The sequence below is a fragment of the Microbacterium zouquanmingi genome, assembly GCF_052266675.1.
GTDB lineage: Bacteria > Actinomycetota > Actinomycetes > Actinomycetales > Microbacteriaceae > Microbacterium.
On sequence record NZ_JBQPRA010000007.1, the window covers coordinates 138289 to 162386 of the forward strand.

The window sequence follows — 24098 nt, forward strand, 5'->3', positions numbered from 1 at the left end:
ATGCCGAAGCTGCAAGTCGAGGGATGCTACAACTTCCGCGACACGGGCGGACTGCCGCTCCGTGACGGCGGAATGACCCGCCCTGGCATCCTGTACCGCTCCGACGCGCTGACGAATCTGACGCAGACGGGGCTCGACGAACTCGCACACACCGCCGTCGGCGTCATCGTCGACTTCCGCACTCCGCAAGAGCGGGAGGCAGGGCCCGATCGGGTTCCCGACTCGCGCCCTTTCCAGATGGTCGAGCTGCCTTTCCTCGAGGGTGCGATGGCAGATATGACGAAGCAGTTCATGGGCAGCTCCTCAGCCCCGCCCACCCCCGAGATGCTCAGCCAGGCGATGAGCAGCATCCCGCCACTGAGCGATCTCTACATCGGGATCCTGCAGCACGGCGCGTCAGAACTCGCACAGGTCGCCCGGCTCATCGCCGCCTCAAACGACACGACCCCCACAGCCGTGCTGGTGCACTGCACTGCGGGCAAAGACCGCACCGGCGTCGCCACCGCACTGATGCTCGAAGCGGCTGGTGTCGAGCGCAGCGCGGTCGTTGCCGACTACGCCAGCTCGCAGCAGAATCTCTCCGGCCCGTGGGCCGATGGGATGCTCCAGATGGTCTCCTCCATGGGTGTGCCTCTCACACCCGAACTCGAGACCCTGGTGACGGGCACCCCTCCCGAAGAGATCGAGAAGGCCCTCGACTGGGTGGACGCGCACGGAGGCGCCGCTGACTATCTGCGCTCTGGCGGCCTCACCGACGATGAGCTCGCTGGACTGCGCACGCGCTTCGCCGGCTAGCTGGGAACCGTCTCCTCGGCCTTCGCCAACGCGAAGACCCCGCCGACTGCCACAGCGCCGGCGGCGATGAAGGCGAGGACGGCCCAGATCGAGGCCCCGCTCGCCTCTCCCAGGATCGTGATGCCGAGCACCACGGCGATGGCGGGGTCGATCACCGTGAGTCCGGCGACGACGACCTCAGGGCGGCTTTCGGCGTGCGCCCGCTGCACGAAGTAGATCGAGAGCCCACCCGCGATTCCGATTCCGATCAGGCACCCGAGGGTCAGCAGATTCGCCGTGTCGAACTCGAGCGTCTGCGCCTTGATAATGGCCTGCACCCGCATGATCACGGTCTTTCCGAGCGTTGCCACGAACGCGGAGAACGTTCCGCCGAGGATGACCCAGACCAGCGAGGGCATCTTGCGACGACGCGCGAGAACCAGCGCAATACCGGTCAGCAGGAGCACGCTGGCGAGCACGATGAGGACCGCGATGAGCTGTGCGTTGGTGATCGCGCGCTGCGTGCTGACCAGAGCGGCGACCGTCACGAATACCGCAACGCCCAGCACGCACACGAGGATCGATCGCACCACACCTGGCGCGGGCTTCTTCTTCGTGACGATGAAGGTCAGCAGCACGGTGAACACCAGTGCGGTGACCCCGATCGGCTGGACCACCATCAGCGGCGCGAATGTGAGGCTGCCCATCTGCAGCAGGATCGACAGGCCGAGGACCACCGATCCGATCAACCAGATGCGATTGCTGACGAGCTGGAGGATCTTCGACCCGCGCTTGGGGTTCGTCGCCAGCTCGCGAACGCCGCGGCCCTGCCAGAGGTTGCCCACGGAGAGGGCAAGCGCAGAGCACAGCGCAAGTGCGATTCCCGCCAGAGGGAGCGAACCGATCTCCATTACTTCTTCTCACTTTCCAGGCGGAGCCTGACACTGATCTCGTACGCGTCGAGCTCATCGAGGACATACCGCAGCGCGCTCGTGGTGTGCCGACCCGAGCGGCCCAACTCATGCAGGCGCGTGCGCATCACGCCCAGCAGCTCCAGCTCTGCGGCGAGCGCTTGCTCAGGGTCAGTGCTCTCTGGGATCTCGCGCAGAGTACGAGCATCGCTGGCGGCGTGCGCGGCCTTCCGAAGCTCACGGTCGATGCTGCGGACTTCTTTGCGGGGTGGCCCGTCCGCACCGGGGCGACGCAAGCCGAGCATGCCGACAACGGCAGGCAGGGTCAGCCCCTGCAGCATGAGGCTGCCGGCTGCGACGACGAAGGCGATGAAGATGAGCAGATCGCGCTCGGGGGTGTTCTCCGGGAGGGTCTGGGCTGCGGCCAGTGTGACGGCGCCGCGCATCCCCGCCCAGATGATGATCGTGTTGTGTTTCCAGGTGAGCGGAGATGCGACGAAGTAGTCGAGATCCGCACGCTTCTTCCCGACCCGCCGCTCGCTCAGCTCCTTGTCTCCGTCGATCTGCTTTCGCGCCACCTTCTTCGCGTGCGATGACTGCAGCGAGAGCATCGGAATGACGTACAGGGCACGAATCACCATCAGTACGACGAACGCCAGCGCTGCGACCCCGACGCCCTTCAGCAGCCGCTCCCCCGCGTCGATGTTGCTCTGCACGATTCCGTAGAGTTCCAACCCCATCGTCAGGAAGATCGCGCCTTCAAGGAGGAATTCGATCGTTCGCCAGTTGAGCTTGTCCGATACGCGCTGCTCTGGCGTCAGCCAGCGGAGCGCACCCTGACCGCACACGAGCCCCGCCACCACCGCTGCGACGAGCCCCGATCCGCCGAGTGCCTCAGTGGGCAGGTAGGCGAGATAGGGAACGGTGAGACCGAGTGCGGTGTTGGCGGTCGCGCTGCTGGTCCACGCGCGCAAGCGCAGCGCCAGCATCCCGATCAGCGCTCCGACCAGGAGCGCTGCCAGCACGGACCATGCGAACGACGCGAGGGTCGTGAGGAAGGAGAAGCCGGTGGCGACCGCGACGAGTGCGGTGCGCAGCACGACGAGCGCTGTCGCATCGTTGAGCAGACTTTCGCCTTCGAGAACCGTGACGACGCGGCGCGGGGCTCCGAGCTTGCGCACGACCGACGTCGCGACGGCATCCGTCGGGCTCAGAATCGCACCCAGCGCGACCGCCAGCGGGAAGCCGATCTCGGGCATCACCCAGAAGATCACCAGGCCCACCACCAGCGAGCTGATGATCACCAGCAGCACGGAGAGACCGCCGATCGCCGACAGGTCCCTGCGGAATTCGATCGCAGGCGCCGACACCGCCGCCGAGTAGAGCAGCGGCGGCAGTACGCCCACCAGAATGATCTCCGGGGGGATCGAGATCGCGGAGACTGCGGGGATCAGACTGACCCCGAGACCGATCGCGACGAGAATCAGGGGCCCTGCAACACCGATCCACTTCGACAGCGCGTTGGCGAGGACGATGATCAGTACTCCGGCGATCACCGCGATCAGAAGCTCGGTCGACACGATCAGTTCCCCGGCAACGTCCGTCGAAGAGCAGCGGTGGCCTCCTGCGCTTTCGCGCGGACGCGGCGTGCCGAAGTCGATCCGCCGACGAACCACCCGGCCACCGCGATCACCAGCCCGAGAGCGAAGAAGGTCCATGCAGCCGTGCGGATGCCGCCGATCACCTGGCCATAGATGACTGCGAGCGCGTCCGGCGCTACGCCGAAGCCGGCGGCAGATCCGGAGACAATGCTCGCCCCCACCGCAAGGGCGATGCCCAGCAGGCCGCCGCCCACCGCCACGCCGATGCCGGAACCGAGAACGGCGAGGCCCCTGCGGCGTGCGACCGCGATCCCCAGCCCGAACAGCGCGAGGGTTGCGACCGGCATCCATGCCCCGAACGCCGCGGCGATCGCGTACGTCGTGCGCATCGTGACGAGAGCTTGCCCGTCGCCGACGACGATGGAGCGCTCCACCGTCGGTATGAGAGCAGCCGCACCGATGCCGCGCTCGGCGAGCGTGTCTTTGACGTTGTCGATGAGCGGGCCGACCTCGATAGTCACTGCATCGGGAGTGAGTACGACGATGCCTCCACCGTCGGAGGTGGAAGCCAGTGTGAACGCGCGATGAGCACCGTGCAGACTGCTGCTCCAGACGACGGAGAAGGTCTCCGAGGCCACGATCTTCGTCACCGCGGACTCGACGAGATTGCGCATCCCCTCCGCCGCCGGCTGACGCAGCAGGTCCAGCGCCGTCGATGCGCGCGGCGGGAGGCCGAGCTCGCTGATACCGTCGAAGACGTCATCGGTGAGCTCGCCGAAGTCGACTTTCGCATTCACTGCGGACATCGTCTCATCGACGATGAGCTCCTGCACGGCGGCCTCATCGATGAGCGGCGCGAACACGGCGACGAACGCATCCTCATCGACGAGCTGCACCCGCGCCCAGGCGCCCACGATGGACAGCGGAAGAAGAATGGATGCCAGGACGATGGCCACAGCAGAGGCGATGCCGCGCCATCGCCCACCGCTGATGACACGCCCGCCTGTGCCGGCACGCAGCTTCGCGTTCTCGGCCTCGAGCTCATCCACCCGGCGGGCGAGAGAGGCGGCGCTGGTCGAATCGGTCACGGCAGCCACACGGACATCACGAGTGCGACGTGAGGTCTGAGGCGGCGCGCTTGTGCCGGTCCCACGCGGGGAGCACGATGAGCGAGGTCAAGAAGAAGCAGATCGCACCGATGAATGTGCCGTAGTTCGCGATCGTCGAGTTGACGACATCTCCACCGGGAAGGATGAAGGCCCCCACTGCGGAGATGCCGAACGCGACGCAGCCGATGAAGTTGATCATCACCGACCACCATGCACGCTTGGTGACATCCCAGTGCCGGGCGGCGTGCGCATACGCGGTGAACGCGAGGGCGCCGCTCACGAGGAAGCCCACGGAGCCGCCGGCATCCGGATTCCAGACGTACCGCTCCTCGACCCTGGTCGTGTGGGCATACAGCGCGGCGGTCGTGCTGACGTTGAACATCAGCGTCCCGAAGGACTGCGTGGCAGCGGAGAGCCACTCGGCGCGGACCATCCTGCCGGGAGCGTACGAGACGGGAACCGAGATGGCCCCGCTGAGGAAGAGCTGGATGAGTCCGGCCGCGGTGAAGAACCACGCGCCGATGAAGCAGAGGAGGTTCGCGCCGGTGCTGCCGAGGATCTCGTTCAGGCCGGGGGTCGAACTGATCGCGAAGAAGGATGAGCCGATCATGAAGCCCCAGCACTGTTTGGTGACAGTGGGGACGAACGCACGGCGGAGCGGATGATGCGCAGTCGTTGCGGTGCTCAAGTGCTGAGCCTCCTTCTGTGTGGGGCCGACCAGGTCGACGTCACCGAATCAGGGCGGGGAGGGCATCCGATAGACGCCCTCCCCGCCCGCGGATCCGATCAGTGGTGGAAGTGCGAGCCCGACGTGGCTTCGCGCGGAAGCGGAGCCTGCAACGAGTCGAGGAACGCCACCTCACCCTTGATGTCAGCGAGCAGTGCGGTGGCCAGGTCGCGGCTGAGCCCGACCTTCACCACGATGCGCTGCAGAATGACATCTGACAGGTCGTTGGCCATCGGGTAGGCGGGGACGAGCCAGCCCTTCATCCGCAGACGGTCCGCGAGGTCGTACAGATCCCAGTTGGCGGTGTGTCCATCCTTGAGAACCCATGCGAACACCGGAATCGTATCGCCCTTGCTGACCAGCTCGAACGGGCCGATCTTCTCGATCTCAGAGGAGAGATAGGTCGCGACGTCGATCGAGTTCTGCTGGATCGCGCGGTAGCCCTCACGCCCCAGACGCAGGAACTGGTAGTACTGCAGCAGGACCTGAGCACCCGGACGGGAGAAGTTCAGCGCGAGGGTCGGCATGTCGCCGCCCAGGTAGCTGACGTGGAAAATCAGGCTCTCGGGCATGACTGCCTTGTTGCGCCAGACGACCCAGCCGACACCCGGGTAGACGAGGCCGTACTTGTGACCGGAGGTGCTGATGGAGTTCACGCGGTCGATGCGGAAGTCCCAGTTCAGGTCGGGCTGGCAGAACGGCGCGACCATCGCACCGGATGCGCCATCGACGTGGATCTTGACGTCAAGACCCGTGTTCGCCTGGATCTCGTCGAGCTTCTTGGCGATCGCTTCGACGGGCTCGTAGGCGCCGGTGAAGGTCTGGCCGAGGATCGCGACGACACCGATCGTGTTCTCGTCGACGTACTTCTCGAGCTCGAATCCGTCGAGCACCATGTGCTCGCGGGTCACCGGCACGTACCGTGCCTCGATGTCCCAGTAGTTGCAGAACTTCTCCCACACGACCTGAACCGCAGCCGACATGATGAGGTTCGGCTTGTCGGTCGACTTGCCCTCAGCCTTGCGCTTCTCCTGCCACAGGCGCTTGAGCGCGAGCCCGCCGAGCATACACGCTTCAGAGGAGCCGATGGTCGAGGTGCCGATGGTGTCGGACGTGTCCGGCACATTCCACAGCTCGGCGAGCATGCGCCAGCAGCGATCCTCGATCGCTGCTGTCGCCGGATACTCGTCCTTGTCGATCATGTTCTTGTCGGCGGCCTCGGCGTAGAGCTTCTTCGCCTCGTCATCCATCCAGGTGGTGACGAATGTGGCGAGGTTCAGCCGAGAGTTGCCATCGAGGATCGCCTCGTCGTGCACGATCTGGTAGGCGGTCTCGGGCAGGCTCGGCTGCTCCGGCATCGAGAACTTGCTGAACTCCGTCGCCTCGCCCGGCCGGACGAATACCGGGTTCAGGCTGAGGGTGGGGTCGATGTTCGTGCTCTGACGGGCCTTGCTGTTGTTGATAGTCACACTGTCTCCTTCACGATTTGGCCGTTTTTGATGATGAGTGGGAAGTTCATCTCCGGGTCCGCGATCACGGAGATGTCCGCGATCGGATCGCCGTCGACGAGGATCATGTCCGCCCATGCGCCTTCAGCGATGACGCCGAGTTTGCCACCCCGGTAGGTGTTGCGTTCACCCGCCATCTCGAACAGCTCGGCATTTCCGGACGTGAGCATCTTCAGCGCTTCCACGTTGGTGTAGAAGTCGCCCAGGCGCGCGGCCATGGCGCTCTGACGCGCCGCCGCTTTCGGTTCGAGCAGCAGGTCGGTGCCCCACGCGGTCTTCACGCCGTACTTCTGCGCCCATTCGTACACCTGCTCGGTGCCCTGGCAGATCTCGGAGTTCTTCGCGGCGCGCACCGGATCGGGGTAGTGATGATCGTCCTCGGCGAAGGGCTGCATCGAGAGCCAGATCTGCTTCTCCGCAATCAGACGCACCGTCGTCTCGTCGGCGAGATGACCGTGCTCGATGGACTTCACACCGGCGTCGATCGCTCGGGCGATCCCCCGCGGCGTGTACACGTGAGTCGCCACATACGTGCCGTAGTCCGACGCAGCCTGCACGGCCGCCCGGATCTCCTCCGGCGTGTACTGGAGCGTACTGAGCGGGTCGTACATGGAGGCTGCGCCACCGCCGAGCGTCAGCTTGATCTGGGTGGCTCCCATGCGCAGCTGCTCGCGTACCGCGGTGAGCACGCGCGGTACTCCGTCGGCGACCCTGGTGAAATGGACTTCTTCGCCACGACTGGGCCTGCCACCGAATTCTTCGGGAATGTCATAGACGAATGAGAAGTCAGCATGACCCGAAGTCTGCGAGATCATCGCCTGGCTCGGGAAGATTCGTGGTCCCTCGAAAACTCCCCGGTCGATCAGTGATTTCACCGGTGCCGTATCGCCGCCCATGTCGCGCACAGTCGTGAATCCGCGCATGAGCATGTTCTTCGCTTCAGCGATCGTGTTTCCGTAGAGAGCGCCGGTCGGACCCTGCAGAAAATCTGCCATGTCATTGGCGTTGCCCATCAGGTGAACATGGGCATCGCTCAGGCCCGGCATCAGGAACCGGCCTCTGCCGTCGATCTCCTTCACGCCGTTGGCATCACCGCCAGCGACAGGCGACGTCGAGACGCCGACAACGTATGGCCCTTCGACGAGCACATCGACGTTATCGGCCGTGCTGTCGGCGATGCCGTCGAAAAGCCGAACGTTTCGGATGATGATCCGATCCGGTCGCTGAGAGACCTGGGTCATACCGCGACCCTATGTCCCCCCTCACAGGGGCCACCGTGCAGGAGAGAAGAATTCCTCCGGCGCATCACCCGATACCACCCTCGTCGATCACCCGCTCTTCACCCGCCTACCCCCGAAAATCCAGTTCCGCGAGTTGACGGGCCGCGATTTGTTAGTAGAGTCCGAGGTATATCCGGGTCTTATCCGAATGAGGAGAGTCAGAATGACCGATCAGCAGAAGACGAATAGCGGAAAACTCATTATCGCTGTCATCGTCGCAATTGCCGCACTCGCGTTCGTCTTCTCGAATGTCGCCCCCGCAACTCTCCGCTTTCTTTTCATCGAATTCACGATGCCCGCCTGGGGCTGGTTCCTGGCGGTTCTCGTCGCCGGCGTCGTGATCGGGTCTCTGTTCCCCTGGTTCCGACCGCGCAAGAACAAATAGATCTCACGGAAGCGGCAGCGGGGGGCTGACGAATGAACTTTCATGACGCAGACAAAGCGATCGAAGAGCTGCGGCGCGCACTCGCATCACGTCGGCCTGAGACCATCGCCGAGGCTGCGGTACTCAACATCTGGCCGCTGTACAGCTGGCATAACGACGCACTCGTCTCCGCAGTGACATCGCTGCCGAGCTCGGTGCTCGAGCGACGACCGATCCTGAAGATCGTCCACCCCCTCACACCTGTGCTGGCGCGAACGAACCGCCCTTTCAAGCCCCTCGTGACAGCAGAAGCCGCGCGGGGAATGAGCGTCGCCGAGCTCGATATGACGACCCTCGTGCAGATGATCGGATTCCGTTTCAGCGGAGATGTCTCCGCCGCACTGATCTATGCCAAGCGTCTCGAAGACCGCCTGGACCAGACACGTCTCGAGTCCAGAGAGAGAACGGACGGACCACTCTGGTTCTACCATTTCAACATCGGCTCCACTCTGCTGGCAGCCGGTCATTTCACCCGCGCACTGCTGCAGTTCGCGACGGCGCGTCAGCTCGGACGCCTCTCGCCTCAGCCGGATGCCGAGCGGCTCACGCTGGGCCGGATCGCTCTCTCGCACGCGTTGCGCGGTTCTCTGACTGAGGCCGAGAATGCTCTCGACGAGCTCTCGGGTCTTCCCGAGGCCACACCGGTGCACACCGACGCCTGCGTCATGACGGTGCGAACCTCCGCCGCGCTCATCGCCGTCGATCAGATGAGCGATTCGGCGGACGATCTCCTTCCCACCCTCGATGCCTATGACAGCATCCTGCTGACGTGGTCGGGTGCGCTCCTTGCGCGCACCCGATGGCTGATCGCATCGCACCGCGCAGACGAAGCCCTCGAGGCGATCCGACTGACGCGGGATGCGCACCCTGTGCAGCACGGGGCATTCGCGAACGACGTGATCAATTCGGCATCCATCGAAGCATTCGCCGACTTGGGCGAGACGACATCAGCCCGTCAGATCGCCGAGGTCCATGGCGAATGCGGGCCCCTGACGCGGCTCGCCGTCATCCGGCTCGACCTCGTCGAGTCGCGCTTGGATGCCGCGGCCAAGGGAATCGTCCGTCTTCGCCGCGAGGAGGATCTGTCGCCCGGTCATCGATCTGAGCTCGTGCTCCTGTCGGCATGGCTCGAGATGCAGCGCACCGACACGCTGGACGCCGAAACGGCGCGGCAGGTCTGGCGACTCGCGTCGAGAAGTGAGAACCGCCGGATACTCGCCGGGGTGCCGGGCACCCTCATCGATCTCGTACGTCCGCAGCTCTCGGCGGAAGACTCCGTGATCCTCGAAGCAGGAGTGTCCGGGTTGTCACATGTTGAGACCCAGCCCCGCCCGAAGCTGACGCATGGCGAGCTTCGCGTGCTCAACGCACTGGCCTCTCACGGCACGACTGCGAAGATCGCCATGAACTTCCACGTCTCCCCGAACACGATCAAATCGCAATTGAAGTCGATGTACCGCAAGCTCGGATGCTCGACCCGCGAGGAAGCGATCCTGATCGCCGCACGCAGTCACCTCCTGACCACCGAACTCATCTGATCGCCGATGAACCGGCGCAGGGACCGTGAGCAGGTGCGGTTCATCGATCGTGCCAAGAACGCACTGAAGGCGGTCCGGGCACGTCCCGAAGCGGGTGCGCCGCCTGAAGAGGACACCGATCTCACCGCGATGATCGGTCAGATCGGCACGACGCTCCTGGCCTCGTCCCAAGCGACCAGCGATGTCGAAGACACGCTCAATCGGATCGCCGGAAGCTATGGCCGGCCCGACCTACGCATCTTCGTCTTGCCCACTCTGGTGATCGTCGAGGATACGCGTGCAGCGCCGGTGAAAACCGAGATCTTTCCCGCAGATCAGGCTGCACTCCGCCTGGACCAATCCGATGAGGTCGAACGACTCGTGCGTCGCGTCGCGAGCGATCAGACCGATCCCGCCTCGGTCATCGCGACGATCTCCGAGGTGCGTTCTCGGGCTCCGCGGTTCGGACTGTTCCTCAGCATCCTGGGTCACACCTTGCTCACCGTCGGGTTCGGTCTGGTGCTGAATCCCACCGTCACGGCGCTGCCGGTGTACCTGGTGCTGGGTGTGATCGTCGGTGCGATCGTCGTCTTCGGCAATCGCTCCCCGACGCTCTCACTCATCCTTCCCGTGCTCACCGCTTTCGCCGTGACGCTGCTCATCTCCCTCCTGGTCCGCCCTCTGGTGCACGATGACGTCCTGAGGCTGGTCGCCCCCGCGCTCGTCACCTTCCTGCCAGGGCTCACCCTGACGATCGCCGCCGTCGAACTGACCTCCGGACAGATGATGGCCGGGGCGAGCCGACTCGTGTACGGGATCGCTCGGCTGGGGCTGCTGACCTTCGGGGTCTACGCCGGTCTCTCCGTCGCAGGTAATCCGCCCTCGCCGACCGGCGCGGGCGAGCAGCTCGGGACCTGGGCGCCGTGGGTGGGGATCGTGCTGGTCAGCATCGGTTACTACTTCTTCTCCGCCGCTCCCCGCGGGTCTCTGATCTGGATCCTCTACGCACTCGTCGTCGCGTACGCCGCGCAATTGCTCGGCAACGTCATGCTCGGCGCAGAGCTCTCCGGCCTCGTCGGTGCGCTGATCGTCATTCCCGCCGCATATCTGGCCGCACGGCTGAAGGCGGCACCGTCGGCCGCCATCATGCTCACCTGCGCGTACTGGCTGCTCGTCCCTGGCGCCATGGGGTTCATCGGGCTCAGTGAGGCCGCCGCCGGGACGAGCGGTGCGACCACCGCCATCCTGCGGACGGCGGGCTCACTCATCGCGATCGCGATCGGCATGATGCTCGGCGCCGCGTTCAGTCGCGACGTCACCGCGGTTGCGCGCGGCTGGCGCCTGGGCCGGAAGGCCTGATGACGCGCGGGTGATCTCACGGGTGATGTGCGCGCGTTCCCGGGATCGGAGCGCCGCCAGTGGGATAAGAATGACTCACAGCCATCTGTGGCGAGGCGGCAGCCCGTCCACGAGACGCCATGGAGGTAACGACGTATGTGCACTCGAGTGCTCTGGCCGGACGCGAACGGAGCGGTCCTGGTCGGCCGGAATATGGACTACCACCGGGATCTGGGAACGAACCTGTGGAAGCTGCCGCGCGGCGCCGTGCGCGATGACGGTGTGCACGGTGCGCTGTCGTGGACGTCGAAGTACGGCAGTGTCGTCGCCGCGGCTTTCGACATGATCTCCGTGGATGGCATGAACGAGGCTGGCCTCGCCGGACACGTGCTGTGGCTGGCTGAGTCGATCTACGGCGAGCACGACCCCGAGCGCCCCGCCCTCAGCCAGGCGATCTGGCTGCAGTACTTCCTCGACAACTACGCGACCGTCGCCGAGGCTGTGGAGTGGATGGAGAGCACGGGCGCTCAGGTCGTTCAGCTCATAGACCCCGCCAGCGGCGAGGTACCGGCGATTCACCTCGCACTCAACGACGCCACGGGCGACTCAGCGATCATCGAGTACATCGATGGTGCGCTGGAGATCCACCACAGTCCGGAATTCCGCATCATGACGAACTCGCCGAAGTTCGACGAGCAGCTCGAGCTGCTCGCCCGGTTCGATGGCTTCGGCGGAGATGCGCCCGTGCCGGGCACGACGAATGCTCCCGATCGCTTCGCCCGTGCGGCCTATTACGTCCAGCGTCTTCCTCAGCCGGCATCCAAGCTCGAGGCGATCGCGTCGATGTTCAGCGTCATCCGCAACGCCGCCCAGCCGTTCCGGATTCCGGACCCGGGTAAGCCCGATGCCTCGCAGACGATCTGGCAGGTCGTGGCCGACCAGACCAACCTGCGCTACATCTTCGAGTCCACGACCAGGCCCAACATCGTCTGGGTGGACTTCGCAGACCTGGACTTCAGCGAGGGCATGCCCGAGGCCGTGCTCGACCTGGGCAGCAAGCTCGCCCTCGAAGGCGGACTGGCCGGCAATGTGAGCGACCACTTCGAGGCGGGACGCACGCTGGACTTCCTCACGCTGGCACTGGTTCAGAAGGCTGCGGCCGCGAAGGCCGCCAGCGCCTGATTCCCGTCTCGTCCAGTGAAAGCCTGACCACCATGCTGCATCTGCTCGCTGATCTTCTGACGATCGGAATCGGTATCGCGATCAGTCCGCTCGCGATCGTCGCCGTCATTCTGATGGCGACGTCGGGAAAGGGCCGCACCAACGGTACGGCGTTCGTTTTGGGCTGTTACGCGTTCGCCGTCGTATTCGTCGGCCTGTGCGTGCTCCTCGGACGCTCGACCGGCACGGAGGACACTGGCTCTGACGCGAACCTGACGGTGGACATCGTCGAGATCGTGCTGGGTGTGGTGCTGCTCGTGCTGGCGGTGCTGCAGTGGCGCAATCGGAACCACACCGGCACCCCCAAGTGGATGAGCGCCGTGGACGGGTTGTCGATCTGGCAGGCGTTCCTCGCGGGCGTGCTGATCTCGGGGCCGCTCTCGCCCAAAGACCTTCCGCTGCTGATCGCGGCAGGCGGCCGCGTCTCGCAGTCGAGGCTCCCGGTGCAAGAGATCATGATCGTGATCCTGATCTTCGCATTCATCGGCGTGCTCGGGGTGCTGATCCCCTGGCTGATCAGCGTGATCTCGCCCAGCAAGGTGGAGGCCCGCCTCAGCGGCGTACGGGACTGGCTGGTGGCCAACCACGCCGTGATCATGATGATCCTCTTCGTGATCCTCGGTGCGAAGCTCATCAGCTCCGGCATCGCAGATCTCGCGTACTGACATGCATCGAACGGGCCCGGCGTCACCTGGGCCCGTTCGCGTGGGCTCGCCTAGTTGAACTGATTCATCGTGTTGTCCTTGCCGCCTGCCTTCAGCGCAGCATCCCCTGCGAAGTACTCCTTGTGATTGTCTCCGATGTCGCTGCCGGCCATGTTCTGGTGCTTGACCGTGGCGATTCCCTCGCGGATCTCGCGGCGCTGCACGCCCTTCACGTAGGCGAGCATGCCCTCTTCGGCGAAGTACCCCTTGGCCAGATCATCCGTCGACAGCGCCGCCGTGTGATACGTGGGCAGAGTGATGAGGTGATGGAAGATGCCGGCACGCGCCGAGCCATCCCGCTGGAAGGTGCGGATCATCTCGTCGGCGACCTGAGCGAGCTCGGTGTCGTCGTACTCGACGCTCATGAGGGCGCTCCGGTCGTACGCCGAGACGTCACGGCCCTGTTCGGCGAAGCGGTCGTACGCCTGCTGGCGGAAGTTGAGCGTCCAGTTGAACGACGGGCTGTTGTTGTAGACGAGCTTCGCGTTCGGGATGACCTCGCGCACCCTGTCCATCATTCCGGCGATCTGCTCGACGTGCGGCTTCTCGGTCTCGATCCAGAGCAGATCGGCGCCGTTCTGCAGCGACGTGATGCTGTCGAGCACGCAGCGCTCCTCACCGGTCCCTGCGCGGAAGCGGTACAGGTTGCTCGCAAGTCGCTTCGGACGCAGCAGCTTGCCGTCCCTCTTGATGACGACATCGCCGTTTCCCAGGTCATCTTCCGAGATCTCTTCGACATCGAGGAAGGAGTTGTACTGGTCGCCGAGGTCGCCAGGGGTGCTGGTGACGGCGATCTTCTGAGTGAGGCCTGCGCCGAGGGAGTCGGTGCGCGAGACGATCACACCGTTGTCGATGCCGAGCTCGAGGAAGGCGTAGCGGACGGCGTTGAGCTTGGCGATGAAATCCTCGTGCGGAACGGTGACCTTGCCGTCCTGGTGGCCGCACTGCTTCTCGTCGGAGACCTGGTTCTCGATCTGGATGGCGCAGGCGCCGGCCTCGATCATCTTCTTGGCGAGCAGGTAGGTGGCCTCAGGGTTTCCGAAGCCCGCATCGATATCGGCGATGATCGGCACGACGTGCGTCTCGAAGCTGTCGATCTGCGACTGGATGAACTCGACAGCGGTGTCGTCGCCGGCGGCACGCGCGTCATCGAGCTGCGTGAACAGCAGGTCGAGCTCGCGCGCGTCAGCCTGGCGGAGGAACGTGTAGAGCTCTTCGATGAGCGCAGGCACCGACGTCTTCTCGTGCATCGACTGGTCCGGCAGCGGCCCGAACTCAGAGCGGAGGGCCGCGACCATCCAGCCCGACAGGTACAGGTAGCGCTTGTTCGTGGTCTTCAGGTGCTTCTTGATCGAGATGAGCTTCTGCTGACCGATGAAGCCGTGCCAGACACCGAGCGACTGGGTGTAGGCCGACGAATCGGCGTCGTACTCCCCCATGTCGTGGCGCATGATGTCGGCGGTGTACTGGGCGATCTCCAAGCCGGTCTTGAAGCGGTTCTGCGTGCGCATCCGGCCAACCGACTCGGGGTTGATCGCATCCCAACTGGACCCTGCTTCTTCCTTCAGTGTCCGGATGGCGTCGATGTCGTCTTGGTAGGCGGTCATGATGTGTCCTTTGCTGTGGTGACGGTTCAGCGATACCTCCACTCTCAGGCAAGAACAAGCGCTCATCTGGCGGAATCAATGCAGAAAATTTTCGTTTCTTCTATGAACCAGAAGGGTCGGTGAGCCCGAAGCATCCAGCGTCGCGAGAGAGGCGACCAATTCCCTCGTGTACGGATGCTCGGGAGCGTAGAAGATCTGATCCGATTCGCCCTCTTCGACGACGATGCCGTCCTTCATCACCAGCACCCGATCACTCAAGTGATGGATGACTCCGAGATCGTGTGAGATGAAGAGGTAGCTGAGGCCGTACTCGCGTTGCAGATCAGCCAGCAGATCGAGGATCTGTGCCTGCACCGAGACGTCGAGCGCCGACACCGCCTCGTCGAGGACGAGGACCTCAGGAGAAGTCGCCAGTGCCCGTGCGATCGCCACGCGCTGACGCTGTCCGCCCGATAGCCGCAGAGGGAATCTGTCGGCGACGTCTGCAGGAAGAGCCACCTGCGCGAGCAGATCCCGCACGCGCTGGGTCTTCTGTGCACGGTTCAGCCCGGCATCAGCGGGGATCGCGTCGAGCAGGATCCGCTGCACGTTCCACCGCGGATCGAACGAGCTCAACGGGTCTTGATAGACGACGCCGATGTGCGGGCGCAGCCCGCGGCGCCGCGACTCGGAGACCGCCGACCAAGGCTGGCCGAGGAGAGTCACGTCGCCGGCATCCGCCGTCTCGAGCGCGAGCGCGATGCGCGCTGTCGTGCTCTTTCCCGATCCCGACTCCCCCACGATCCCGAGGGTCTCCCCTCGGTGCAGAGTGAACGAGACATGATCGACCGCCTGCGTGAGCCGACCATCCGGGGTGACGAAGTTCTTCACGAGGTCGCGAGCTTCCAGAACCGGCTCCCCGCGCTCTCGGGTATGGGCGCGCGTGAGGTGCAGGTTCGGCACCTCACGCGCCTGCGGAGCCAGACGCTCCCCGCGGGTGTGCCCGCCGGGGACCGCATCGATGAGGCTCTGCGTGTACGGATGCTGGGGACCTGCGAGCACGCTCGCCGCCTCACCCTGCTCGACCACTTCTCCCCCGCGCATCACGATGATGTCGTCGGCAAGGCTTGCGACCACAGACAGGTCATGGCTGATGAGAATGATCGAGGTGCCGCGCGTCCTGGCATCCTGCAGCAGCGAGAGCACCTGCGCCTGCACGGTGACATCGAGCGCCGTGGTGGGCTCGTCCGCGATGATGATCTCGGGATCCATCGCAAGAGCAGAGGCGATCAGCGCGCGCTGCCGGAGCCCTCCGGAGAGCTCGCCCGCCCGCTGCCTGGCCCGCAGCTTCGGCCATGGCACATCGACGCTCGCGAGCAGCTCGATCACCTTGCGCTCACGCGCCGCGCGATCCTTCCACCCGTGCAGCCGCAGGGCCTCACCGATCTCCGCGCCCACCGGGCGCAGGGGGTCGAGGGAGACGAGTGCGTCCTGCTGGACGAAGCCGATCCGCCGGCCTCGGATGCTGCGCCAGTCCCGGTCGGTCTGCGTGGTGAGGTCGATGCTCTCCGCAGAATCGTCGCCGCCCAGTGCAATCGCGCCATCCACCACGGCACCCGCGCCAGTGAGGCCGACAAGAGTGCGCGCGGTGACGCTCTTGCCCGACCCGGATTCGCCGACGATCGCGACGCACCGCCCAGGCGCGAGGTCGAAGGAGACCCCGTGCACGGCCTGTCGCGTCCGGCCGCCTGCGGCGAACCCCACGCGCAGATCGCGGATGCTGAGCCGCGGAGTCTGCGCCTGGGTGCTGGGCCTGGTCAAGGCCAGTTGCGTGGTCATGTCATTCGCCCCTTTCGAAGCTGTTCTGGATGTGTTTTCCGAGCGACGTCGCCGTCAGCGCCAGAACGAGGATCACAAGTCCCGGCACGAAGGTCAGCCACGGGGCCTGCAGGATGTAGGCGCGTCCCGCATCGAGCAGGGCACCCCACTCCGATGACGGCGGCGCCACGCCGAGCCCGAGGAATGCGAGCCCCGACGCCCAGACGATCGACTGCCCGATCGCCATCGTGAACACCACCACGAGCGGGCGGATCGCGTTGGGGAGCACGTGCTGGGTGAGGATACGGCCGCGACTGTGCCCGAGGGCCCGTGCTGCTTCGACGTACCCGGCGTTCTTGGCCGCGAGGATCTGCCCGCGGACCATCCGCGCGTATCCCGGTGCGGTGCTCACACCGACGGCGATGACCTGAGTCCACGCAGATGCGCCGAGGACCGACACGAGCAGCAGCGCCAGCAGCAGGATCGGGAACGCGAAGACCACCTCGATGCCGCGGCTTACGATCGCCGAGGTGAACCTGTCGCCCAGTGCCGCCAGCGACCCGAGGATGAGCGCTGCGACCAGGGCGATGCCTGCCGCGCCGATACCGATCATCAGCGACTCCCTGGTGCCGTAGATCACCCGGCTGTACAGGTCGCGGCCGGACTCATCCGTGCCGAACCAGTGGGCGAGTGAGGGTGGGCGCAGTGCATCGGCGAAGCTCTGAGCGGTGGGGTCTGCGGTCGCCAGCAGCGCCGGGGCGATGGCGGCGACCGCGAACAGCGCGGTCAGCACGATCGCGACGGCGAGGCCGGGATCGATGCGGCGCCTTCTGGATGATGCGGCGATGGGCTTCGATGCGGCGATGGTCATGACCGCTCCAATCTCGGGTCGATCAGCGCGTAGACGATGTCGACGAGCAGATTGGCGACGACGTACGCGAGTGCGACGAGGATCACGACGCCGGTGACGACGGGAAGATCCTGCGCACCGACAGCCGCGACGAGCGTCTTGCCGATTCCCGGCCGCGAATAGATCTGCTCGACGATCACGGCGCCCGAGATCGTCGCGCCGATCGCCCAGCCGGTGAGGGTGACAGCCGGTAGCGAGGCGTGGCGCAGCACGTGCCGGAGCCGGATCTGCAGGTCACCCATGCCGCGCATCCGCGCGCTGAGCACGAACGGCTGGTCGAGCGCCCGCTCGTATTCGGCGCGCACGGACTGGCCCATGAAGCCGGCCAGTGGGATGGCCAGGGTCAGCGCAGGAAGCACGATGCCGGCGATGCCGGTGCCGCCCATGACGGGGAACCAGCGCAGGTTCAGGGCGAACACGAGCAGCAGCAGGATGCCGAGCCAGTACGGCGGCAAGGCCGCAGCGACCGTATCGACGACCGCGCCGACCGCACCGATCCGCCTGCTGCGGCCGGCGGTGAGTGTGACCCACACGATCATGATCACCCAGGCCAGCGCGATGGCGACCAGAGTGAGCACGAACGTGGACCCGAGCTGCTCTCCGATCAGATCCCAGACCGGCCGGAACTGCTGGTACGACGTGCCGAGGTCGCCGCGCACGAGTCCGGTGAGGTAGTGCAGGTACTGCACGAGCACCGGATCATGCAGACCGTACGCCTCGATGACCGGGGCCAGCTCTGAAGGAGTGCGCTCCTGCGCCTGACCGGTGCGGATGTTGAGGATCGCTGTCGCCCGGTCGCCCGGGAGGGCCACCTGTGCCAGGAAGGCGGCTGTGGCCGCACCCCAGAGCACCACGACGGCACCGATGAGGCGCGAGACGATCCGCCGGGCCTGCTGCGATCGCCTGCGGGCGTTCGTCGCCGCATCCTGGACAGGTCTCTCGGATGCTGCGCTGTGCGAGGCAGCATCCGCATTTTCGAGCACGTCACTCGACGAAGTACGAGTCATAGAACGTCGGTCCTCCCTGTGCGTTCTCCTGCCAGACGTCGCGCAGGTGAGGGTTGATGCCGAGCGTGCTCAGCCGGTCGTAGAGCCCGAACGCGGTCGCGTGCTCGGCGATGTATTCCTGCGCCTGCTGGTAGAGCGCGTTCTGTGCGTCGACGTCAGCGGTCGAGTTCGCCTCGAGGATGATCGCCCCAAGGTCCGCATCGTCGTAGAAGGCACTGTTCGAGAAGTTCGGCTTCTCCTCGGTGCTCGGACGCCACGTGATGTAGAGGATGCCGGCGTTCACCGACGTCCAGTACCCGGCCGAGATGTCGTAGGTGTCGGAACCGGCGTACTTGCCCGCCCAGGTCTCGGACGGCGGCACCGGGATGAGCTTCACCTTGAAGCCGGTGGCCTTCGCCTGCTCTTGCACGGCCTGGAAGATCGCGGCACCGTCGGCGTTGATGATCGTGCCGGCGTTGTAGGGGAAGACGACATCGAGGGTCTTGCCGTCCTTGACGCGGTATCCATCGCCGTCGCGGTCGGTCCAGCCTGCCGCGTCCAGGAGGCTGTTCGCCTCATCGACGTCGTAGCCGTAGAGGTCGGCTGCGGCCTGGCTGTAGCCGGGGGTCGCTTGGCTCACCGACCCGTTGCCGTCGTAGGGGATCACTCCGTGACCGATCGTCTCGACGATCGTCTCGCGGTCGAGGCTGTAGATGAACGCCTTGCGGACCGGCTCATCGTCGAAGGGAGCACGGGTCGTGTTGAACGAGAGCTGCTGCGGCCGGCCGGGGGTGACGTACTTCTGCAGCTCCCACTGCTCGCTCTCAAGGCCCGCCCATTCCAAGGCTGGGATGTCGTAGATGGCGTCGGCCTCACCAGAGCGCAGCGCGGAGACGCGCGTGACACCGTCGGCGACGAAGCGCCAGTCGATCTTGTCGAGGTAGGCGGCACCGGCGTGCTTCGCATTCGCCGGGGGCGAGGTGTAGTCGTCGTTGCGAGCGAGCAGCACGTTCTCGCCGCGGTTCCATTCCTCGACGACGAAGGCCCCGGAGCCGATCGGCTGCTCGCAGTTCTCCTCAGGGGTGCGGGTCTCGAGCGCCTGCTGCGATTGGATGCCGAAGTACGACTGCGAGAGGTTCTCGAGCAACCGCGGGTAAGGGGTTATGAGGTGGATCGCCACGGTCAGGTCATCGAGAGCCTCGGCCGACGCGTAGTAGCCGTCCAGCCAGACGCCCGCGGTGCTGTTGCCGCCCGCGATCCAGTAGTCGAAGTTGTATGCGACGGCCGCCGCGTCGACGGGACTCCCATCGGTGAAGCTCACGCCGTCTTTGAGGGTCAGCGTGTAGGTGAGTCCGTCGTCAGAGACGTCCCAGCTCTCGGCGAGCCAGGGAACGACGCTGCCGTCGTCATCGAGCGAGACGAGGTTGTCGAGGAACTGGTACGAGATGTAGGCCTGTTCGATCCAGCCGCCGTAGAGGCACTGCGGCTCCTGCTGGTGGGCGTAGACGAGGGTGCCGCCGTCGACGCGCTCGGCGTCGGACGCCGGCACGACCGCGTCGGACGTACCGCAGGCGGTCATCGCGATCATCGCCGCCACGAGCGTGACGGACACGGTCGCTGACCTGCGGAAGCGGTGAGTGATCATTGTGAGGGTGCCTTTCCTGGGGCGTCGTCGTCGAATCTGGTGCATCGTGGACACGAGCATGACGAGGTCTTCGAGCGATGAAACCTGCCCACGTCACGTGACGCCGCAGAACGTCATGGTTCGTCATGTTGCGCTGTGTGTCGCAGCGCACGCGAGAGGTCGCTCGGTGCACGCAGGATGAACGACGTCGACTCGCAGCCGGTGGGTCCGGAAGGAGCATCCGTCATGTCGGAGCCGAAGCGTCTCATCCTCAACCTGTTCGAGATGAACTGCGTGAGCCACATCACGCACGGTCTGTGGCGCCTCCCTGGCAACAGCCGCACGCGGTTCAACGACATCGAGTACTGGACCGAGCTCGCGCAGCTTCTCGAGTCCGGCGGCTTCGACACGGTCTTCCTCGCCGATGTCATCGGTGCGTACGACGTCTTCCGCGGCGGACCGGAGACGGCGATCAGCGAGGGACTGCAGATCCCCAGCAACGACCCGATGCTGGTCGTGCCTGCCATGGCTGCGGTGACGAAGAACCTCGGCTTCGGCATCACGTTCTCCACGACCTATGAGCCGCCGTTCGCGTTCGCGCGGCGCATGTCGACGCTCGATCACCTCACGAAGGGCCGGGTCGGGTGGAACATCGTCACCTCGTATCTTCCGAACGCCGCGCGCAACTTCGGGCTGACCGGCGAGGTCGACCATGACACCCGCTACGAGATCGCTGACGAGTACCTCGATGTGCTTTACAAGCTGTGGGAGGGGTCGTGGGATGACGACGCCGTGATCGAGGACCGCGAGAACAATGTTTACGCCGACCCTTCGAAGGTGCGCTCCATCGGCCACGAGGGCCCGCGGTTCTCGGTGGCGGGCCCACACCTGTCATCGCCGTCGAGGCAGCGGACGCCGTTCCTCATCCAGGCCACGCAGTCCTCGCGCGGGATCGAGTTCGCCGGCCGTCACGCGGAGCTCATCTTCACCGGCGGATCGTCATTCGAGGGCGTGAGCAGCACGATCGCGCGCATCAGAGATGAGCTGGAGCGCCAGGGACGCCCGCGGGATGCCATCAAGTTCGTCGTCGGCGCGACGGTCATCGTGGCATCCACTCGGGCCGAGGCGCAGGCGAAGCTGCGGGAGTACGACGAGTACGCCAGCATCGACGGGGTGCTCGCGCATGCGAGCCTGCCGTTTGACCCGACCGCGCACGACGGCAACATCACGCTCGGCGAGGCGATGCGGCGCGAAGGACGCGGTGATGATGTGCAGGCGGCGTTCCTGCCGCAGGATCTGACCATCTCAGAGTTCTTGAAGACGATGTCAGGGTTCCACCGGAAGCCCTTCATGGCGGTCGGCTCAGCGACGGATGTTGCCGATGAGATCGAGAGCTGGCTCGACGAACACGACATCGACGGGATCAATCTCGTCCAGTACCACAGCTATGACACGGCGAAGGATTTCATCGAGTACGCCGTCCCTGAACTGCGCCGACGCGGGCGTCTGCGCGAGGCGTACACCCCTGGCGAGACGCTGCGCGAGCGTGTGCACGGAGCTGGTCCTCGAGTGGCTGACTCGCACCCGGCGGCGCAGTTCCGTGGGGGACGCAACCTCAGCGAGGCGGATGACCTCACCGCTGTCGTGGGGAGCTGATCGACGCGCGATGTGAGCAGATGCCGACGGCGTGCTCGCGCTGATACGGTGACCTCGATAGCGCTCGCATCCGAGGGTGCGACGCAGGTGGAGGGCACTCGAGATGAGACGGACGTCCCGTTGGCGCTTCTCAGGCATCGCGATCGCCGCGACAGCGGCCGTCCTGGTCGGAATGATCGCGACCGCACTGTCGCCGCCTGCTCCCGCGGCGGCGGCGGCGGCGGCGACCGATGGGCAGATGATCTATCCCGCATCCGGCACGATTCAGTCGAGAGTCGGAGATGGATGCCGCTCGAACTATCGTGCGCATGACGGCATCGACATCTCGGGTCAAGGCGGGACGCCCATCCTCGCCGCCTACGACGGCGTCGTGAAGACACGCACGTACAGCAGTGGGTACGGCTACTACGTCGACATCGAGCACACCGGCGGGTACGCGACGAGATACGCCCACATGGTGGCGCAGGGAGTCGTCGCCCCCGGTACGCACGTCGTGCGCGGTCAGCAGATCGGTGTCGTCGGCAGCACCGGCAACTCGACGGGCGCCCACCTGCACTTCGAGGTGTGGCGGAACGGCTCGGTGTACTCCGCGATCAACGATGGCTTCGTGTGCCTGTCAACGGTGGCGCGCGGGAACACGCTCCCTCTGATCTTCCCCGGCCTTCGAACGGCTCCGACCGCGCCCCTCTCGCCCGTGTCGTCGGCTGACTACAACGGTGATGGCAAGGCCGATCTGCTCGGAATCAGTGCCGACAGCGATCTGCAGTTCCTCGCGGGCAGTGGCGGAGGAGCGCTCCAGTCCCCGTCGGTCATCACCAGCGGATGGGGCGTGTACCGCCATCTGGTTCACACCGATCTGAACGCCGACGGTAGAGGCGACATCCTCGCGGTGCGGGGCGACGGGCTGCTCGAGTATTACGGCGGAGGATCACGCGGCGGGTTCGGCCGATACGACCGGCTCGAGTTCGGGTGGTCCGACATGGTGCACGTCGTATCGGGTGCAGACTTCTCCGGCGACGGGTTGCAGGATGTGCTCGCGACGTCTTCGGCGGGCGAACTCACCATCTATAACGGCAACGGGGCCGGTGCGCTGTCCGGCGCGCGCACAAAAGCCGGCAGCGGGTGGGGCGTCATGAAGTTCCTAGCCGGGGGCGACTTCAACGGTGATGGAATCGGCGACATCATGGCCGTGGCGCACGATGGCACGCTCTACTTCTATCGCGGAGTCGGCAACGCCTTCACCACGGCGACTGCGGTCGGCAGCGGCTGGGCTCCATTCACCGCCTTCACCGGAGGCGTCGACTACAACGGCGATGGCCGCGTGGACATCATCGGTCGCGATGCCTCAGGCACTCTTTACCTGTACCCAGGAGACGGAACGGGCCGCTTCGGCGCCAGGAGCCTCATCGGCTCGGGGTGGGGCGGGTACCTGCAGCTGGAGTGATGCGCCCTGCCGGTTGTCGGCGCAAGGTGCCGGGAGACCACTCAGATCACATCGTCACTCGCGCGACGATTCGGCGCTGCGCCCGCCGCGCGCATCACGGTTGATCTGATTGGCGACGACCTGGGCCCCGCTGGTTAGCAACGCGCGACGCCACGGGGCAACGCCGTCGATCTCGACCTGGATCGAGAAGGACAGCACGGTGCGGATGAGCACGATGACACCGAGGATCACGGCGTCCTCGAGAGAGGGCTTCGAGGTGATGGTGCGAATCAGATCTGCAGCCACGAGCAGTTCGAGGCCGAGCAGGAGCGCTCCGCCCAGCGTGGTCCGCAACGCGGAGAAGGCTGCGGCCCCGCCCTCCTGGCGAGCGACCGAACGGATGCCGACAGCGACCGAGACGAGGAATCCGATGACGATCGCTGCGGCGCCGAGCGCCTCGAAACCCACAGCCACAACGGTGAAGACACGCTCAAGATGATCCACGGCCCCAGTGTATTGGTCGAGCAGGGGCTCGACGGCGGCACGGTCGAACTCTGATCGTGGAGCACGCGAATCATCGCTTCGCAATGACGAAGGTCGCTGCCGAAGGGTGGAAACGGAAAAACCCATGCGCTCCTCGGTGCTTACGGCAACGAGAATCCGGTAGATGTCATGTGCTGCGTAACGCTTCCAGGTCGCGCGCGGCACCGTCTCGAAATGGGTGACCCGCTACCGGGCCGAGGGCGAGGCAGGTCTTCAGGACTGCTCCTCGCGGCCGCTGCGCTCACCGAATCGGACGCCGCCGCGCACGGAGCGTCGGGCCGTCGCGTTGCGGGTCACCAGACGGTGGGGCCGCACCGGATCGCCCACCACCTGGGACTGCCCCAGTCGACGGTGTCGAAGATCCTCACCCGCTACCGGGTGCCGCTGCGGGGACACATCGATCTGAACACCGGGGTGCGAGTGCGCAAGCAGAAACCG

At 65.4% G+C, this 24098-nt stretch carries 20 protein-coding genes and 1 pseudogene; 9 read left to right on the top strand and 12 right to left on the bottom strand.

The window, feature by feature from the left end:
- Nucleotides 1–795 carry a tyrosine-protein phosphatase gene (locus ACTU6V_RS15015; RefSeq protein WP_443475951.1) on the top strand — a complete coding sequence of 265 codons (795 nt, stop codon included), beginning with the start codon at nucleotides 1–3 and terminating at the stop codon, nucleotides 793–795.
- Here the strand turns inward: ACTU6V_RS15015 and ACTU6V_RS15020 are convergent.
- From ACTU6V_RS15020 to ACTU6V_RS15045, 6 genes are all read right to left on the bottom strand, one after another.
- Complete coding sequence (locus ACTU6V_RS15020; RefSeq protein WP_443468734.1) at nucleotides 792–1685, bottom strand: DMT family transporter; 894 nt, start codon at nucleotides 1683–1685, stop codon at nucleotides 792–794. The two genes, ACTU6V_RS15015 and ACTU6V_RS15020, sit on opposite strands and share 4 nt — an antisense overlap.
- Nucleotides 1685–3265 carry a cation:proton antiporter gene (locus ACTU6V_RS15025; RefSeq protein ID WP_443468733.1) on the bottom strand — a complete coding sequence of 527 codons (1581 nt, stop codon included), beginning with the start codon at nucleotides 3263–3265 and terminating at the stop codon, nucleotides 1685–1687. Before ACTU6V_RS15025 ends, ACTU6V_RS15020 begins: the two co-directional genes overlap by 1 nt.
- Nucleotides 3266–3267: 2 nt before the next feature.
- Entirely contained in the window at nucleotides 3268–4374 is a 1107-nt protein-coding gene (locus tag ACTU6V_RS15030; protein WP_443475952.1) for a hypothetical protein, read from the bottom strand.
- Between the two features lie 16 nt (nucleotides 4375–4390).
- A complete protein-coding gene (locus ACTU6V_RS15035) occupies nucleotides 4391–5083 on the bottom strand; it encodes a hypothetical protein (RefSeq protein WP_443468731.1) in 693 nt (230 codons plus the stop codon).
- 98 nt (nucleotides 5084–5181) lie between these two features.
- Nucleotides 5182–6585, bottom strand: coding sequence for a glutamate decarboxylase (gene gad, locus ACTU6V_RS15040; protein WP_443468863.1), 1404 nt, complete (start codon nucleotides 6583–6585; stop codon nucleotides 5182–5184).
- Between the two features lie 2 nt (nucleotides 6586–6587).
- Nucleotides 6588–7871 carry a metal-dependent hydrolase family protein gene (locus ACTU6V_RS15045; RefSeq protein WP_443475953.1) on the bottom strand — a complete coding sequence of 428 codons (1284 nt, stop codon included), beginning with the start codon at nucleotides 7869–7871 and terminating at the stop codon, nucleotides 6588–6590.
- A gap of 202 nt (nucleotides 7872–8073) precedes the next feature.
- Between ACTU6V_RS15045 and ACTU6V_RS15050 the strand changes: the two genes are divergently transcribed.
- The 5 genes from ACTU6V_RS15050 to ACTU6V_RS15070 all read left to right on the top strand — a co-directional run bounded on the left by ACTU6V_RS15050 (nucleotide 8074) and on the right by ACTU6V_RS15070 (nucleotide 13075).
- Entirely contained in the window at nucleotides 8074–8295 is a 222-nt protein-coding gene (locus ACTU6V_RS15050) for a LapA family protein (RefSeq protein ID WP_443468729.1), read from the top strand.
- 32 nt (nucleotides 8296–8327) lie between these two features.
- Complete coding sequence (locus ACTU6V_RS15055; RefSeq protein WP_443468728.1) at nucleotides 8328–9872, top strand: helix-turn-helix transcriptional regulator; 1545 nt, start codon at nucleotides 8328–8330, stop codon at nucleotides 9870–9872.
- A 6-nt stretch (nucleotides 9873–9878) separates the two neighbouring features.
- Nucleotides 9879–11210 carry a threonine/serine exporter family protein gene (locus tag ACTU6V_RS15060; RefSeq protein ID WP_443468727.1) on the top strand — a complete coding sequence of 444 codons (1332 nt, stop codon included), beginning with the start codon at nucleotides 9879–9881 and terminating at the stop codon, nucleotides 11208–11210.
- A 135-nt stretch (nucleotides 11211–11345) separates the two neighbouring features.
- Nucleotides 11346–12371 carry a linear amide C-N hydrolase gene (locus ACTU6V_RS15065; protein WP_443468726.1) on the top strand — a complete coding sequence of 342 codons (1026 nt, stop codon included), beginning with the start codon at nucleotides 11346–11348 and terminating at the stop codon, nucleotides 12369–12371.
- A gap of 32 nt (nucleotides 12372–12403) precedes the next feature.
- On the top strand, nucleotides 12404–13075 hold the full coding sequence (locus tag ACTU6V_RS15070) for a GAP family protein (protein WP_443475954.1): 672 nt from the start codon (nucleotides 12404–12406) through the stop codon (nucleotides 13073–13075).
- Between the two features lie 50 nt (nucleotides 13076–13125).
- Here ACTU6V_RS15070 and ACTU6V_RS15075 read toward each other — a convergent pair whose 3' ends face one another.
- The 5 genes from ACTU6V_RS15075 to ACTU6V_RS15095 all read right to left on the bottom strand — a co-directional run bounded on the left by ACTU6V_RS15075 (nucleotide 13126) and on the right by ACTU6V_RS15095 (nucleotide 20059).
- On the bottom strand, nucleotides 13126–14721 hold the full coding sequence (locus ACTU6V_RS15075) for an isocitrate lyase (protein WP_443475955.1): 1596 nt from the start codon (nucleotides 14719–14721) through the stop codon (nucleotides 13126–13128).
- Between the two features lie 75 nt (nucleotides 14722–14796).
- On the bottom strand, nucleotides 14797–16539 hold the full coding sequence (locus ACTU6V_RS15080; protein ID WP_443475956.1) for a dipeptide ABC transporter ATP-binding protein: 1743 nt from the start codon (nucleotides 16537–16539) through the stop codon (nucleotides 14797–14799).
- 1 nt (nucleotide 16540) lies between these two features.
- Complete coding sequence (locus ACTU6V_RS15085; protein WP_443475957.1) at nucleotides 16541–17389, bottom strand: ABC transporter permease; 849 nt, start codon at nucleotides 17387–17389, stop codon at nucleotides 16541–16543.
- A complete protein-coding gene (locus ACTU6V_RS15090) occupies nucleotides 17386–18435 on the bottom strand; it encodes an ABC transporter permease (protein ID WP_443468721.1) in 1050 nt (349 codons plus the stop codon). Before ACTU6V_RS15090 ends, ACTU6V_RS15085 begins: the two co-directional genes overlap by 4 nt.
- The gene (locus tag ACTU6V_RS15095) at nucleotides 18413–20059 is read right to left on the bottom strand and encodes an ABC transporter substrate-binding protein (RefSeq protein WP_443475958.1); all 1647 of its coding nucleotides are present in this window, start codon (nucleotides 20057–20059) and stop codon (nucleotides 18413–18415) included. The genes ACTU6V_RS15090 and ACTU6V_RS15095 overlap by 23 nt, the downstream gene beginning before the upstream one ends.
- A gap of 225 nt (nucleotides 20060–20284) precedes the next feature.
- Between ACTU6V_RS15095 and ACTU6V_RS15100 the strand changes: the two genes are divergently transcribed.
- Together ACTU6V_RS15100 and ACTU6V_RS15105 are read left to right on the top strand one after the other, a co-directional pair.
- The gene (locus ACTU6V_RS15100) at nucleotides 20285–21694 is read left to right on the top strand and encodes an NtaA/DmoA family FMN-dependent monooxygenase (RefSeq protein ID WP_443475959.1); all 1410 of its coding nucleotides are present in this window, start codon (nucleotides 20285–20287) and stop codon (nucleotides 21692–21694) included.
- A gap of 103 nt (nucleotides 21695–21797) precedes the next feature.
- Nucleotides 21798–23138 (top strand): peptidoglycan DD-metalloendopeptidase family protein, encoded by a 1341-nt coding sequence (locus tag ACTU6V_RS15105; RefSeq protein ID WP_443475960.1) that lies wholly within the window; start codon nucleotides 21798–21800, stop codon nucleotides 23136–23138.
- A gap of 54 nt (nucleotides 23139–23192) precedes the next feature.
- On the opposite strand, the gene ACTU6V_RS15110 is transcribed toward ACTU6V_RS15105, so the two are convergent.
- Nucleotides 23193–23621 (bottom strand): DUF1622 domain-containing protein, encoded by a 429-nt coding sequence (locus ACTU6V_RS15110; RefSeq protein WP_443475961.1) that lies wholly within the window; start codon nucleotides 23619–23621, stop codon nucleotides 23193–23195.
- Between the two features lie 181 nt (nucleotides 23622–23802).
- Between ACTU6V_RS15110 and ACTU6V_RS15115 the strand changes: the two are divergent.
- Nucleotides 23803–24098 (top strand): annotated as a pseudogene (locus ACTU6V_RS15115) (helix-turn-helix domain-containing protein); the annotation flags it as partial.

Excerpts from the sequence above, each read along its gene's own strand:
- ACTU6V_RS15100 (WP_443475959.1), top strand. The coding sequence starts at position 20,285 with ATGTCGGAGCCGAAGCGTCTCATCCTCAACCTGTTCGAGATGAACTGC.
- ACTU6V_RS15050 (WP_443468729.1), top strand. The coding sequence starts at position 8,074 with ATGACCGATCAGCAGAAGACGAATAGCGGAAAACTCATTATCGCTGTC.
- ACTU6V_RS15080 (WP_443475956.1), bottom strand. The coding sequence starts at position 16,539 with ATGACCACGCAACTGGCCTTGACCAGGCCCAGCACCCAGGCGCAGACT.
- ACTU6V_RS15055 (WP_443468728.1), top strand. The coding sequence starts at position 8,328 with ATGAACTTTCATGACGCAGACAAAGCGATCGAAGAGCTGCGGCGCGCA.
- ACTU6V_RS15095 (WP_443475958.1), bottom strand. The coding sequence starts at position 20,059 with ATGATCACTCACCGCTTCCGCAGGTCAGCGACCGTGTCCGTCACGCTC.
- ACTU6V_RS15060 (WP_443468727.1), top strand. The coding sequence starts at position 9,879 with ATGAACCGGCGCAGGGACCGTGAGCAGGTGCGGTTCATCGATCGTGCC.
- ACTU6V_RS15015 (WP_443475951.1), top strand. The coding sequence starts at position 1 with ATGCCGAAGCTGCAAGTCGAGGGATGCTACAACTTCCGCGACACGGGC.
- ACTU6V_RS15070 (WP_443475954.1), top strand. The coding sequence starts at position 12,404 with ATGCTGCATCTGCTCGCTGATCTTCTGACGATCGGAATCGGTATCGCG.
- ACTU6V_RS15105 (WP_443475960.1), top strand. The coding sequence starts at position 21,798 with ATGAGACGGACGTCCCGTTGGCGCTTCTCAGGCATCGCGATCGCCGCG.
- ACTU6V_RS15090 (WP_443468721.1), bottom strand. The coding sequence starts at position 18,435 with ATGACTCGTACTTCGTCGAGTGACGTGCTCGAAAATGCGGATGCTGCC.
- ACTU6V_RS15045 (WP_443475953.1), bottom strand. The coding sequence starts at position 7,871 with ATGACCCAGGTCTCTCAGCGACCGGATCGGATCATCATCCGAAACGTT.
- ACTU6V_RS15075 (WP_443475955.1), bottom strand. The coding sequence starts at position 14,721 with ATGACCGCCTACCAAGACGACATCGACGCCATCCGGACACTGAAGGAA.
- ACTU6V_RS15065 (WP_443468726.1), top strand. The coding sequence starts at position 11,346 with ATGTGCACTCGAGTGCTCTGGCCGGACGCGAACGGAGCGGTCCTGGTC.
- ACTU6V_RS15020 (WP_443468734.1), bottom strand. The coding sequence starts at position 1,685 with ATGGAGATCGGTTCGCTCCCTCTGGCGGGAATCGCACTTGCGCTGTGC.
- ACTU6V_RS15085 (WP_443475957.1), bottom strand. The coding sequence starts at position 17,389 with ATGACCATCGCCGCATCGAAGCCCATCGCCGCATCATCCAGAAGGCGC.